Origin of the sequence: Salinivibrio sp. PR5 (genome assembly GCF_001996085.1) — a bacterium.
Taxonomy (GTDB): Bacteria; Pseudomonadota; Gammaproteobacteria; order Enterobacterales; family Vibrionaceae; genus Salinivibrio; species Salinivibrio proteolyticus.
In genome coordinates this window covers 1-13312 of the sequence record NZ_MUFK01000058.1, presented here as the reverse complement: position 1 = coordinate 13312, position 13312 = coordinate 1, and the positions used below count along the sequence as shown (strand labels likewise).

General features: G+C 44.3%; 14 protein-coding genes and 1 pseudogene. 8 read left to right on the top strand and 7 right to left on the bottom strand.

Annotated elements, in window-relative coordinates; translation table 11 throughout:
- The 3 genes and pseudogenes from BZG82_RS16245 to BZG82_RS14960 all read right to left on the bottom strand — a co-directional run.
- A pseudogene (locus BZG82_RS16245) lies at positions 1-121 on the bottom strand (IS5/IS1182 family transposase); the annotation flags it as partial.
- 278 nt (positions 122-399) lie between these two features.
- The gene (locus tag BZG82_RS16775; RefSeq protein ID WP_443216487.1) at positions 400-603 is read right to left on the bottom strand and encodes a hypothetical protein; all 204 of its coding nucleotides are present in this window, start codon (positions 601-603) and stop codon (positions 400-402) included.
- Positions 604-695: 92 nt separating this feature from the next.
- Positions 696-2036 (bottom strand): aminotransferase-like domain-containing protein, encoded by a 1341-nt coding sequence (locus BZG82_RS14960; RefSeq protein ID WP_077766206.1) that lies wholly within the window; start codon positions 2034-2036, stop codon positions 696-698.
- A 394-nt stretch (positions 2037-2430) separates the two neighbouring features.
- Here BZG82_RS14960 and BZG82_RS14955 point away from each other — a divergent pair, with 394 nt between their 5' ends.
- Genes BZG82_RS14955 through BZG82_RS14945 form a run of 3 tightly spaced genes read left to right on the top strand, consistent with a single transcriptional unit; the run spans position 2431 to position 5139 of the window.
- Complete coding sequence (locus tag BZG82_RS14955) at positions 2431-3450, top strand: TauD/TfdA family dioxygenase (protein WP_077766205.1); 1020 nt, start codon at positions 2431-2433, stop codon at positions 3448-3450.
- A 10-nt stretch (positions 3451-3460) separates the two neighbouring features.
- A complete protein-coding gene (locus tag BZG82_RS14950; RefSeq protein WP_077479675.1) occupies positions 3461-4333 on the top strand; it encodes an NAD(P)-dependent oxidoreductase in 873 nt (290 codons plus the stop codon).
- A 20-nt stretch (positions 4334-4353) separates the two neighbouring features.
- On the top strand, positions 4354-5139 hold the full coding sequence (locus tag BZG82_RS14945) for a TSUP family transporter (RefSeq protein ID WP_077479674.1): 786 nt from the start codon (positions 4354-4356) through the stop codon (positions 5137-5139).
- Positions 5140-5181: 42 nt separating this feature from the next.
- On the opposite strand, the gene BZG82_RS16690 is transcribed toward BZG82_RS14945, so the two are convergent.
- Entirely contained in the window at positions 5182-5313 is a 132-nt protein-coding gene (locus BZG82_RS16690; RefSeq protein WP_077479703.1) for a helix-turn-helix domain-containing transcriptional regulator, read from the bottom strand.
- A gap of 91 nt (positions 5314-5404) precedes the next feature.
- Between BZG82_RS16690 and BZG82_RS14935 the strand changes: the two genes are divergently transcribed.
- Positions 5405-6223 (top strand): LysR family transcriptional regulator, encoded by an 819-nt coding sequence (locus BZG82_RS14935; protein WP_077766204.1) that lies wholly within the window; start codon positions 5405-5407, stop codon positions 6221-6223.
- A gap of 182 nt (positions 6224-6405) precedes the next feature.
- On the top strand, positions 6406-7011 hold the full coding sequence (locus BZG82_RS14930; protein ID WP_077766203.1) for an isochorismatase family cysteine hydrolase: 606 nt from the start codon (positions 6406-6408) through the stop codon (positions 7009-7011).
- Positions 7012-7070: 59 nt separating this feature from the next.
- Here BZG82_RS14930 and metQ read toward each other — a convergent pair whose 3' ends face one another.
- The 3 genes from metQ to metN form a co-directional block, all read right to left on the bottom strand.
- The gene (gene metQ, locus BZG82_RS14925) at positions 7071-7886 is read right to left on the bottom strand and encodes a methionine ABC transporter substrate-binding lipoprotein MetQ (RefSeq protein ID WP_077766202.1); all 816 of its coding nucleotides are present in this window, start codon (positions 7884-7886) and stop codon (positions 7071-7073) included.
- A 113-nt stretch (positions 7887-7999) separates the two neighbouring features.
- Positions 8000-8686 (bottom strand): methionine ABC transporter permease, encoded by a 687-nt coding sequence (locus BZG82_RS14920; RefSeq protein WP_077661809.1) that lies wholly within the window; start codon positions 8684-8686, stop codon positions 8000-8002.
- Positions 8676-9710, bottom strand: a complete 1035-nt coding sequence (metN, locus tag BZG82_RS14915) for a methionine ABC transporter ATP-binding protein MetN (protein ID WP_069589335.1) — start codon at positions 9708-9710, stop codon at positions 8676-8678. Before metN ends, BZG82_RS14920 begins: the two co-directional genes overlap by 11 nt.
- Positions 9711-9961: 251 nt before the next feature.
- On the opposite strand from metN, the gene BZG82_RS14910 reads away from it, so the two are divergent.
- The 3 genes from BZG82_RS14910 to BZG82_RS14900 form a co-directional block, all read left to right on the top strand.
- Positions 9962-10600: a LysE family translocator gene (locus tag BZG82_RS14910; protein WP_077766201.1), complete on the top strand. Its 639-nt coding sequence runs from the start codon at positions 9962-9964 to the stop codon at positions 10598-10600.
- Between the two features lie 67 nt (positions 10601-10667).
- A complete protein-coding gene (locus BZG82_RS14905; protein ID WP_077661808.1) occupies positions 10668-11981 on the top strand; it encodes a serine/threonine protein kinase in 1314 nt (437 codons plus the stop codon).
- A partial coding sequence (locus BZG82_RS14900) for an NUMOD1 domain-containing DNA-binding protein (RefSeq protein ID WP_077766200.1) occupies positions 11971-13312 on the top strand: 1342 nt, incomplete at its 3' end. The genes BZG82_RS14905 and BZG82_RS14900, both read left to right, overlap by 11 nt.

Below are 13312 nucleotides of genomic sequence, written 5' to 3'. Positions count from 1 at the left end.
GCTCTTTGCAGTGCCAAGTCTGGATAGCGGCGTCATCAACCCAAAAGGTAATCGAACCACGATTAATCAGTGCTTGATTGTATTGCTTCCAATTGCTGATTTTATACTTGGCTTTGCTCATCATCGGTGACCTGTTTGAGGCGTTGATGATCTGATCGCGGCTCGGATGATAAGTTCAATGATTTAGGAAACAACGCCCTCAAAGTCCGCATTGTTTAGTGTGGGCTTACTCATTTCATAGGCGTTGCTGATCAAATTATTCACCTAACACACTGATCCAATTTGGATTTTTCCATCAATAAAGGCGGTAGCTAACTGGCATACCAAGTCTTATGACTTTGTTCATCACTTTCACGTTGGCCAAGGCTTCGCCTGCTTGTGCATTGTAATTACGCAGAGTCAGCTTAGGGCTGAGTAATTTTTTGTATCGATACATCCCAGTTTCTGACAGAGAGCTTTGGAGATAACCCTTTTCTCGTTTCCAGTCTTCCAAGTTACCCGACTGTAAGGCGCTGACGGCTGCATTGCGAGGGTGGCCGTTCTCCCAGTAACCGCATTGCTGCGTGGTGGAATGGTCGGTTTAATGCCTTTTTTCTTGAGCACTTGATTGTAGGCTTTGGTATCATAAGCGCCATCAGCACTGACATGCTCGCCGCTAGAGTGATAAGTTCAATGATTTAGGAAATAGCGCCCCTTTAGTTTGGAAAAAAACTATTAATGTCAGAACTCAATAATCTTTGGAGCTGATTCAAGCCATCTCTCAATCGAGCCTCATTCCCGATTGACATCAGAGACAATCTCACATGTGGAGTACTTCCATTGTTTGCGCAGAAGTAACTACCACTGGTAACTATTACCCCTCGATTTTTTGCCTCCATAGCAAATCGATCCGCCTGCCAATGGGCAGGTAATGGTAGCCAAATATGGTACCCAGAGGCCGTAAAATCAATGGAAGTAAAAATTTCCCTTACCATTTTCTGCCTTTTATGTGCAACTTTCCTTTGTTGGTCTGCTAACCGAAAAGCATCACCAGATTCAATTAACAATGTCGCTGCAATAAAATTAATTGGAGACGCAAGCCAAATGTTAGTTCGAATATTTGCATTGAGAGCCGTTATCTGACTGTCTGGGGCTTTTAAGTAACCACAACGCATCGCAGGGCTAATTGCCTTAGATAACGCAGAAATGTGGAACGTATAATCTGGGGAAAAATTAGCTATTGGAGGAACTGGCTCATCATCTAAAAAGCAATAAATATCATCTTCAACCAGCCAAACTTTCTTATCATTGATAACTCGTGCTATTTCCTTTTTTCGGGATTCCGGCATTGAAATCCCTGTTGGGTTCTGATGACTAGGAATTGCTATTACCATTGCAGCTTGATGTGCTTCAATTGCAACCTCTAAAGCTTGTGGGCATAAACCATACTCATCAAGGTCCACACCAATCACATGACGGTCAGACATATTTACGATTGCCAAAATACCTGGATAGGTGAGTCGTTCGACTAGAATCGTGTCACCTGGCTTAGTCAAAGTGTCAACGAGTAAAGATAAAGCGTGCTGCGCCCCATTCGTCAGTAACATATTATCGTTGTTTCCCCCCTCTAAACCGTACTGTTTCGCCCATTTGACACCGGCCGCCCTATGGGCCTTATGTCCAGAGCTCTCAACATATCCAATTTCAGAAGGGGTCAGTAACTCCGCGGATTGCCGGTAGGCATTCTTCAATGCAGGTACATTTCTCTCTAGGCAAGGTTGAAGTATTGAGAAGTTAAAGTGTGTTTCTTCATCGGGGGCTTGTATGGCTTTATCAAGTTCCGAGTTTGCTCTCACGAACGTGCCACGACCAACAAATGACTCCAAACACCCTCTGTTGTTAAGCAACTTATAAGCTTTTGCAACGGTAGCAGGCGTCGTTCCAAGTTCGTCAGCGAGTAAACGATGGGTGGGTAGCTTTGAGCCTGGCGGGAACTCACCTGTTTCAATTTTCTGCTCTATAGCTTCAGCTATACGAATGAACTTACTATTATTCACAAAGGGACTCCTAGGATATGGAAAGCGAATTAATTAGCTTATTGTTAACTGTAACTTGCTGATAATTAGATTTGTCTACCATCAACCAACCAAATGATCGTTCGATAATTAAACAATTTATGCCAACAATACTTGATTAAAATATGCTTGCATATACATATCGTTAACATTTTAAAAACCAAAAATTAAACAAAAATCAACTAAAACGCTCTCCCTACCTCTTGGGACAATCCTCACTTTCAATCGATTATAACATCTGTCTTTTGGTTTTTGACTCTTTTAAATAAACACACCAACTCTATTGACATATGTCATTTTCGGCAATAGTCTACATATAAAACAAAATTGAGATAACTCAATAAAAGCAATGACAACATCAAATCAGGCTTAAGAAATGCAAAAAGAAGTGTTAGAGACACCTAAAAAGCAAAGTGTTCAAGAAGTACATGTATCATACAACGCTACAAATAAGCTAAAAAGAGCATTCAGTAATTTACGGTTTCGAGAGGACAATGAGTGGCTTAACGTAAGAGAGTGGCTTGGGAACGTAGTCAAACACAGTCTTAATGATGAAGTAATCAATGCTATTCAGGACTTTAAGTCAGATGATGATCAATGCGCCCTGATTGTCCGTGGTTTACCTGTTGATAGTAATTTATGTGCGACACCTTACAACGGGTATGTTCCCCCATCAAAAACTCCTTTAGCTAGCGCAATCCATATTGGGATATATCAATTGGCTAAGGTTGAACCAGTCTCATACCAAAGTGAAAATAAAGGATTCTTATTTAGACATGTGGTACCTGCACTCAATGCTCTAAATGAAAAGTTATCTCATGGCTCCACTTTTACCTTTGGTCATCATGTAGACAACCCAGATTTACCATTATCAAGTGAGCCCGTTACAGAACGAAGTGGCTGTCCTGAATTTTTATCACTGATGGCATTGCGTTCCGATCTCAAGGTTCGATCAAATTTTATTCTATTGGATAAGTTGATTGCTCAACTGAGCCGCGGTGTAGTCAACGAATTATGCCAATCTAACTTCCGTATTAACCGGCCTGATTCATTCGGTCAGTCTCGTTCGAGCCGTCTTCCTATTTTAGTAATTAGCGAAGACGGTGTGATGTTATGTCGTTATGACAAGGAAAATACCACTCCTCTTACCGAGAGTGCCGCAGCAGCACTAGTTATGCTGGAGGCTCAGTTAAAAAATGAGTCGTTAAAACAATACGTGGTCTATCAACCAGGTGATTTATTGATAATAAAAAATCAACGGCTTCTACATAGTCGCGAAGGGTTTAAATCTAGATCAGATGGTACAGACCGCTGGTTAGCTCGCATGTTTGGGATGAGTACGTTAGAGCGTATCGTTCCAGCCAGCCCAGAATTTAACCATATTGGAAAAGATTAAGGAAAATAATATGAAATCAAACAACGTCGCTTTTATTGGTTTAGGTGTAATGGGTTTTCCAATGGCGGGTCATCTTGCAAAAGCAGGGCACAAGACCAAAGTGTTTAATCGTACAGAAAGCAAAGCAAAGCTATGGGCTCAACAATTTTCCGGTGAATATCAGCCAACTCCTCGGTTAGCTGCGACAAACTGTGACATTGTATTTTTATGCGTGGGGAATGATGAAGATGTAAGAAGTGTTGTATATGGCGAAGACGGAGTACTCGCTGGTATGGTCCCAGGTTCTGTTTTGGTTGACCACACGACAACATCTGCAGAGCTTGCAGAAGAATTAGCCAAAGTCTGTATGGAAAAGAATATTTCGTTTATTGATGCTCCAGTATCAGGTGGGCAGGCTGGAGCTGAAAACGCAGCTCTTACAATTATGTGTGGTGGTGAGCAAACTGTTTTTGAACACGTAGAGCCCGTGATGAAAAATTATGGTAAGCAATCAACTTTAATGGGAAAAAATGGCCAAGGGCAGCGCAGTAAGATGGTCAACCARATCTGTATTGCAGGCGTGTTGAAAGGGCTAAGCGAAGGCCTCCTTCTGGCAAAAAAAGCAGGTCTAAATATAAACCAGTTAGTTGATGTGTTAAGGCATGGTGCGGCGGGGTCATGGCAAATGGAGAACAGAACCGTAACTATGTCGCAAGATAAGTTCGATTTTGGATTTGCAATTGACTGGATGCACAAAGATCTCAGCATTTGCCTTAATGAAGCAAATAAGATGGGTATTGATCTTCCGTTAACAGAAAAAGTAGATAGTGAATATCAATCCCTACAGCAACAAGGTTTGGGTCGTATGGATACGTCTGCACTTTTCAAAGTCTACAATCGATAACTTCGACAGGAATTTTCAGTATGGAACTCTTTGGTAACGACATTACACTTTTAATACTAATAGCATTAATGGTATCGGCCTTTGCGGCCGGTTTCATTGACTCAGTAGCAGGCGGTGGAGGATTAATCTTAGTTCCATCTTTTATCCTTGCTGGACTGCCACCTCAATTAGCTCTTGGACAAGAAAAAGTTGTCAGCACATTAGGTACTATCGCAGCAATACGCAATTTCATTCGAAATAAAAAAGTAATTTGGACTGCAGTGGCAACAGGGATACCCGCTGGTTTACTTGGTGCCTATGTCGGGGCAGAGGCCATTCTCTATTTTGACCCAGAGACGATTGGTAAAATTATCTTGGCGATGCTGCCGGTAGGGATCATCTTTTCCTTTCTTCCAAAAGGAAAACTAAGTGAAGAAACGGAAAAGCCTGTGAGCAAAGGCGTACTCTTGTTTGGTGTACCTGCTGCGGTGTTTGTAATTGGGTTTTATGATGGTTTTTTTGGTCCAGGAACAGGCAGCTTCTTGATATTAGCACTGCATTATTTACTCAGATTTGAACTGGTGGCTGCGTCTGCAACTTCCAAGCTATTTAATTTTGCATCCAATATTGGTGCTCTTATTGCCTTTATGATTGCAGGCCACGTGCTGTACCTTCTGGCATTGCCTTTGGTAGCAATGAATTTGATCGGCAATCACGTTGGTAGTTCGTCGGCGATGAAGTACGGGCCAAAACTGATACGTAGAACCATTTCAGCCTCACTCAGCCTTTTGATGTTCTCGCTGGGATATAAATTTCTGCTTGCCTAATAATAGTGAAGCCACCGCTCACTCTGTTGTGTAGGTGGCTTTCTATCGGCGTTGTTGATCAAATGAGTCACCTAACGCATCCACAATCGCCATCAGTGTCTTGAGGTTAGGATTGCCTTTTGGGCTGAGTGTGCGGTAGAGCGTTTCTCGTGAAAGACCGGTTTGGGTTGCAATATCATATGTTTAGGTTTTTATGTGTTAGGGTGCGTAGTTAGATGCCTTTATTCGGTTTGCATTTTTACCTGATCTTTAGGAGAGCCTAGCGGTGATAAATTGGGACGATTTAAAGTACTTTCTGGCGCTTTACGAATCAGGCAAGGTCAGTGACGCAGCAGCGAGGTTAAATGTAAACCATGCGACGATTTCAAGGCGTATTAATCGGCTTGAAGACGCGTTACGAATCAACCTTTTCGATCGTACTGGAGATGGATTTACGCCCTCAATAGAGGGCGAATTACTCTATGAGCGCTCTGTGATTGTGAGAGATGAGGTTGATGGATTATCGGAGTCAATTTCTCCAGACGCTCGTTTTAACCAGTCGGTGAAGATTTCGATGGTGCCATTTTTAGCTGAGAGCATGCTCGTTGAGCAACTAAAAAGTCTTCAATACCGTTTTCCAGAACTGAGAATAGAAGTAGATACATCGACTAGGAATCTGAATGTATCGAAGCAAGAGGTTGATATTGCGTTAAGAATGGGACTACCTAAGCAAGGAGAGTCCATATGTAAAAAAGTGGGAGAATGCTCCTTTCTGATTGCAGGAAACGCGTTTTGGATTGAGAGATTGAAAAACGGTGAGCCAGTGAATATTGTCACTTATACCTCTGAGCTGAGCCATTTAAGAGAGTGTCAATTTTTAATAGAAAAGCATGGCCTTAAGTCAATTCGATTCCAGGCTGATACTGTATCTCTACAGAAAAAGGCAGCAGAGCTTGGCTATGGTGTTGCGCTATTACCCGAAATAACACTTCGCTCCAGCCCTTTAGTGACTTTGGAGCCCGAACAACCCATAAAACGTGATATTTGGATGCTTTCCTCGAAAAGAACGCATGCCTCCACGTCAAAGAAAATTGTAATGGATTAAGTAGCGAAGATATGTCAAACCATGATTTAGCTGCTTTCCATACCCCTCGCTATATCAAAAATAGGTAAGTCAAAGACTAACGCTTCACTGATAAGCATTTTTGCACATCCCATGTGCATCAATAGCACTTAATCCGTTTCGGCAGGTGGATATAATTGGCTTAGTTTTCGAGGAGAAAGACGATGAATGAGATTAAAACACTCAGAGATATTGCCGGAGCGAGTAACTGTAAAGTCAATTGGGAAAGTGTAGCGGTTATTTTTATCGACTATCAGAATGAATATATACACGGTGCCTTGCCTTTAGGAAAATCCGGAGAAAAAGCATTGTTTAATGCCCAAAAAATCCTTGATAAAGCACGCCGCCTGTCTGTTCCGGTTTTTCATGTTTTACATAAAGGAAGTTCAAGCTCCCCCATCTTTAACTGTGATAGTGAGCTGTCTGATGTTGTCAGTTGTTTGACACCTATTTCCAGCGAGAAGGTGATACACAAGATGCTACCTAGCTCGTTTTATAATACAGAGCTTGAAAGTGCCTTGATACGAACCGGTTGTACTCAAATTTTGGTTGCAGGCTTTATGAGTCATATGTGCGTTATGGCAACGACGATTGGTGCTCTAGAACGAGGATATGAAGTGATCGTTTGTGAAGATGCCTGTGCGTCACGCTCATTGCCAGATCATCAAGGAAGCACTATTGATGAACGCTCTGTGCATGCAGTATCAATGGCAGCGTTGGGTGATCGCTACGCTTCTATTCAATCGACGCGCAGTATTATTACTTCATAGCAAAAAGCCCGCACTTTTCAGAGCGGGCTTGAGCATTTTAGTGTGGTGAACGGACTGTCTTACCAGCCTTTTACCACTGCGCCGTCAAAAACTTCCATTGCGGCGTTGTAAACCGCGTCGGTTTGGTAGGCTTTAACAAAGGTTTTCACGTTTTCAGCGTCTACGTTGTCTTTGCGCGCCACAATCAGGTTCACGTAAGGCGATTCTTTGTCTTCAACAAACAAACCGTCTTTGCTTGGGGTTAGGCCCACGCCCGCGGCAAAGGTGTTGTTGATGATCGCAATGTCCACATCTTCCAGTGAGCGAGGCAGTTGTGGGGTTTCTAGCTCGATGATTTCCACGTTTTTCGGGTTCTCAACGATATCCAGTTTGGTGGCGTTAATGCCAGAGCCTTCCTTAAGTTTGATAATGCCTTGCTGCTCCAGCAATACCAGCGAACGGCCAAGGTTCGATGGGTTGTTAGGCACGGCAATTTTGCCGCCTTCAGGCAAATCGGCCACGCTATCGAGTTTGTAAGAGTAGGCCGCAATCGGATACACAAAGGTGTTGCCTGCAATCGCAAACTCGTAGCCACGGTCTTTGATTTGTGCGTCGAGGTACGGTTTGTGCTGGAAGGCATTCACGTCCACAGACCCATCGGCGAGGGCGGCGTTAGGGGACACATAGTCGGTAAAGGTGATGAGCTTCACCTCAAGGCCGAGTTTTTTGGCTTCTTGAACTGCATATTCGGCCACTTGTGCTTCTTCACCGGCCATGACGCCAACGGTGATTTTGCTGTTGTCTTGCACGGAAGCTTCTTTTTCTCCACAGCCGGTAAGGGCAAGGGTTGAGGCCAGTCCAAGTGTGGCAAGCAGTGTTTTAATCGTGGTTTTCATTGTCTGTCTCCCTTTTAAAAAACGTATCCGTTTTGACGGTAGTCCCGCACCACTTGTGGCCGTGTGGCATCCCAAGTGGCTGGGACAAATGTTGTGTTTATGTGTTTGGGTGTTTAGCGGTGATTTGTGCGACGCACTAAGTAATCTCCGCATGATTGAATCGCTTGTACCAGCACGACCAGCATCACAACTGTGATCAGCATGACGGTGGTATCAAAGCGCTGATAACCGTAGCGAATGCCCACGTCCCCGAGGCCGCCACCGCCGACGGCACCCGCCATGGCTGAATAGCTCACCAAGGTGACTAAGGTGATGGTGGCACCATTGATGATCCCCGGTAGCGCTTCGGGCAGCAGCACTTTGTAAATGATTTGGGTTGGGGTTGCGCCCATCGCTTTTGCGGCTTCTTCCAACCCTGCGGGCAGTTCTAAAAGCGCCCCTTCAACCAAACGCGCAATAAATGGAATCGCGCCGACCGTAAGCGGCACAATGGCTGCCGCGGTGCCGATGGAGGTGCCCACCACAAAGCGAGTGAATGGGATGATTGCCACCAACAAAATAATAAACGGAATGGAACGGCCGATGTTAACGACGGCGCCCAAAATTTGATTAACCCGTGGCTGTGCTTTCAGTCCGCCTTTTTTGGTGATGTGCAGCAGCACGCCAAGTGGGATCCCGAATACAAAGCCAAGCAATCCGGAGACCAACACCATGTAAATGGTTTGGCCGGTGGCATCGGCCAGCAGTTCAATCAGTGCTTGGTTTTGTCCAATCCATTGGGTTAACGCATCAATCGACATAGCCAAGTACCTCCGTGGCGACATGGTGTTTGTTTAGGTAGTGAATCGCATCATCAACAGCACTTTTCGGGCCCATAATCTCCGCCAAGAGTAGACCAAATTTCACGCCGCCGGCGTAATCAATGTCAGAACTTAAGATGCTGATATCAATATTAAATAAGCGCGACATCTGGCTGATCAGTGGCTCGTCGACGGTGGCGCCTGTAAATTCTAGACGCACCAGCGGATAGCTGCCTTTAAAGTAGTCTTTTTGTAAGCGTTGGGCGTAGTCATGTGGCACCGACAAATCCAAGGTGGAGCGAATAAAGTTTTTCGCCAACTCGGATTTAGGATGAGCAAAAATATCGCCTACGGGGCCAGACTCAACCAGTTCGCCATCACCAATAATCGCCACATCGTGACAGATGCGCTTCACCACATCCATTTCGTGGGTGATCAGCAAAATGGTGAGGTTGAGCTTTTCATTAATGGTTTGCAGCAACGACAAAATTGATTGGGTGGTGGCCGGATCCAACGCGCTGGTTGCTTCATCACAGAGCAATACATTTGGGCTTGGTGCCAGCGCGCGAGCGATAGCGACACGCTGCTTTTGTCCACCACTGAGGCTAGCAGGATACACATCACGCTTATCGGCCAAGCCGACCAAATCGAGCAACTCGCTGACGCGCGTTTCAATCTCATCGCGGCGCGTACCACTGAGCTCCAGCGGCAGGGCGATATTGTCGAACACGGTGCGTGACGATAGCAGGTTAAAGTGTTGGAAGATCATGCCGATTTTACGGCGCGCTTGGGTTAACTCACGGTTGGGCAACGCAGTAAGGTTGACGCCGCCCACGGTCACTGAGCCGCTGGTTGGGCGCTCAAGCAGGTTAACCATCCGTATCAGCGTGCTTTTGCCCGCGCCAGAGGCGCCAATCACACCAAACACTTTTCCTTTCGGAATAAATAAATTGATGTCTTTAAGGGCATGAATTCGGCGCTCCCCGAGTTCGAATACCTTGTTGAGTTGTTTTATCTCAATCATCACATGTCCTTAGCGATAAATCTTATGACATCTCGCAGCTGTCCAGCGCCTTGCACCTTGGCTGTCGGGTCTCTCTGGTTATTGATGCTATGGGTTCGTTAAAAACAAGTCAATGGATATTTTTACTTCTAGACGTCCAAATGGCAATAAGTCTAACCGTCCGGTTATAAAGTGAGCGAAGGGCTTGATCTCTGCAGGCAAAGCGCGTTAACTGACAGCTTCCGTACCTAACTGTTAAGACTGTTGTTTTTATGTCTCCGCTTTTAATTGATACCACCATGCTGACGCTGTTCATCCCTACCTTTTTTTTCGTGTCGGTCACGCCCGGCATGTGCATGACATTATCGATGACCCTTGGCATGACAATTGGCGTTAAGCGTAGCTTACATATGATGTGGGGCGAGCTTATCGGCGTGGGGCTGGTAGCGATCGCCTCTGTCATTGGTGTGGCGACGGTGATGCTGAACTATCCCGCGGTGTTTCAGGTGTTTAAATATGTCGGTGGTGCCTACTTGGCGTATTTAGGTGTGCAAATGTGGCGCTCTCGCGGCAAGATGGCGATCCCAAATGAGGATGACGATACCGCCAATGAAGCCTCAGCATTGTCGTTGGCTGCGCAAGGCTTTGTGACCGCCATTGCCAACCCAAAAGGTTGGGCGTTTATGATCTCGCTGTTGCCGCCGTTTATTAACCCTGCGATGTCACTCCCCAGCCAGTTGAGCGTGCTGGTGTTGATCATCCTTTGCACGGAATTTAGTTGTTTAATGCTGTATGCCAGCGGTGGGCGTACCTTGCGTCAGTTTTTGCAGCAAAAGGGCAATGTGCAAATGCTGAACCGAATCGCCGGCACCCTGATGATCGGGGTCGGATTTTGGTTGGCGTTGGGGTGAATTAACTTTTAATAATTCTGCAAATAATTAGAATAACCACTTAAATTCATAGGCTTGGTCGATTATTGTGCAATTTAGTGGGGCTGAGACGCAGCTTGTTTATGATTTTCTCGATTTGTCCGAGGAAGAACAGGAAGTATGGTTAAGTCGGTTGAAAGTCACGTCTCCCTCTCAATACGCACAACTCTTGCCATTCTATCATTGCGATACACAGCCATTGCTGAGCCAAATTTGGTCAGATGGGGCTCAATCTTTCATCGCATCACAGCTGTTTGAACCGAATACTACGTTGGATAAATATCGTCTCGGTGAGGAGATTGGCCGCGGTGGAATGGGGGTTGTGTATCGCGCTTATCGCGATGATAGTACGTTTGAACAAGAACTTGCCATAAAGTGTATCCACCCCTCTTTGTACCCTATTATCGGTAGAAATTCTCTGTTCAAAGAAGCACAGATGTTGGCGCGTTTAAGTCACCCCTGTATCGCAAAGGTGTTTGATGGCGGGATCAGTGACGGGTGTGTTTATATTGTCATGGAGTATGTGGATGGATGCACGCTTGGAAAGCAGATAGCAACGCAGCCAACGTCGCAAAAGGCACGACTATCCTTGTTTGTGTCGATTTGCTCAGCGATTGAGCATGCGCATCGCCACCAAATGATTCATGGTGATATTAAGCCGGATAATATCCTGATTGATAGAGACGGACAGGCCAAAATTATCGACTTTAACCTCACACAAAAACTTGAATGCTATCCAAGCCCTGATAGTGATGATGGTGTGTTGGCCTACAGTGAGAGTTATGCAAGCCCTGAACAAAAACGTGGCGAATACCTTACCCAACAAACAGACGTATACGCATTAGGCAAATTGTTAGCATTTCTACTGACTGCGGACGGTAAAAAGCCCAATCAAGAGTTGGCATTGGTAATTACTAAAGCGACAGAAGAAGAGGCAGATAATCGCTACGTGACTGTCAACCAGCTTCGTAATGACGTTATTCATGTGATGAATAAAAAGCCGATTTCTGTTAAGCAAGATAATTGGCTCTATCGATTACGCTGTTTAGTACGACGACGGCCTATCCCTCTATTTTTATCGATCGTGTTGGTCGTGTCTGCGTTTGTGTTTAGCCTAGTGTTAGTGAAAAAAAATCAGCAGCTTTATTCTGAAAAACAGGCATCTGAAGAGCTGGTTATGCATCTGACACAGTTGATGTTTCATGGTAAAGAAACGTACGACCACCCGATTAGTTTTGAGGTGATGTTAGATCTTTCTCGTCGTCAAATTCTTGCAAATCCCCATGTCTCTGATGATGTTAAACAAAAATTAATTGTCGCTATGATGGTCCCTCATCCGAGTACTTCAAAAAATGAAAAATAAAATTACACTGTTTTTACTATCCTACATGAGTGTGATACTGCCAGCGCAAAGTGAGCCGCAATTAAGTGGCTATTTTATTGATGCTCCTGTTACAGGTTTATATTACGAAACATCCTCGGGGCATCAAGGCTTTACGGATAAAGGTCGATTTGAATATGACGAGGGTGACGCTGTTAAATTTTATTTAGGTCAAGATAACCGCGGAGCTTTAATTAGTACAATTTCAGGTCAAGAAATTGTGACTCCTAATAATATTTCCACTCAGCCAAGTAGAAGTATTAATCTTACTCGCTTACTGATGTCACTGGATAGTACACCAAATAACCGTAATAACATCACGATTGATGACAGTGTGAGGAACAATACTGGGCTAATAAACACACTAAACAATCTTGACTTAAGCTACTTAGATAGTCATCTGGATGAGTTTCAACTTGCATTTGTATCCATCGAAGAAGCTGCTCGTCACCTTAAAAAAAGCCACGAGTATATTAAGGATAGATTTGCTTCAGAGCATAAAGTGCTTGATGGGAAAGATACAGTGTTCATCTATGAAACCGTCAAGAAAAGAGACTATAAAGGAAATATCTGCGCCATTAATCTTGACCAACTAAGGAATCCTTATTACCACGCGCCGATAGGCAAAACGGTTTTTGAGATAACAGATGACACGATCATTGAATATCCTTCAATAGGCGATAGGTTCAAAGGGTGCCAGCTTGATCCTAATAACGACCAGAAGGTAGTAGTCAGCCCACTCAGTGAATTTGGTGGTGGACGAGGCCTAGTAAGTTGTGCTAGCCAGGGCTGTCGACAATATCAATTAAATGGCTTTTACATTGACGATCGACAAGATGGTAGCGATTGGAAATATCGTTCTATTGCCATAAATTATGATGAGAAAACGCATCTTTTAATGGAGAAATCTCAGGGGCTAGGCAAAAAAAAACATATTGAACACAACAATGTTGCTGAAGGTGTGACTTTTATTTATCCGAAGCGTAAAGAGAGTTTTATTGATTACTCCGGAGTATGGATAAAGAAAACATTTAATGGCAGCGAAACTTCATCTCAGTGCGTATTGATGAAAGGTGATCGTCTCCTAGAAGGGCCTAAAGAAACAGATCATTGTCCGATCACAGAATCAAGCTATCAGTTAATGGATAAGTTTTTGTATCGAGATGCCTGGTGGCTAAATGAAACGGGCAAGACTGCTTTGTCTGCACTCAATGTTACTGTGAGTTGGTTTGATATAGATAAGGGCGATCAATACACCAGTTGGGAGTACTTGCCAGTTAATGAAAGTTGGTTAGGCGGGACTATCTATCAAT

What these genes read in the sequence shown, in the direction of transcription:
- BZG82_RS14955 (WP_077766205.1), top strand. Translation starts at nt 2,431, where the DNA reads ATGCAAAAAGAAGTGTTAGAGACACCTAAAAAGCAAAGTGTTCAAGAA.
- metN (WP_069589335.1), bottom strand. Translation starts at nt 9,710, where the DNA reads ATGATTGAGATAAAACAACTCAACAAGGTATTCGAACTCGGGGAGCGC.
- metQ (WP_077766202.1), bottom strand. Translation starts at nt 7,886, where the DNA reads ATGAAAACCACGATTAAAACACTGCTTGCCACACTTGGACTGGCCTCA.
- BZG82_RS14920 (WP_077661809.1), bottom strand. Translation starts at nt 8,686, where the DNA reads ATGTCGATTGATGCGTTAACCCAATGGATTGGACAAAACCAAGCACTG.
- BZG82_RS14930 (WP_077766203.1), top strand. Translation starts at nt 6,406, where the DNA reads ATGAATGAGATTAAAACACTCAGAGATATTGCCGGAGCGAGTAACTGT.
- BZG82_RS14910 (WP_077766201.1), top strand. Translation starts at nt 9,962, where the DNA reads ATGTCTCCGCTTTTAATTGATACCACCATGCTGACGCTGTTCATCCCT.
- BZG82_RS14945 (WP_077479674.1), top strand. Translation starts at nt 4,354, where the DNA reads ATGGAACTCTTTGGTAACGACATTACACTTTTAATACTAATAGCATTA.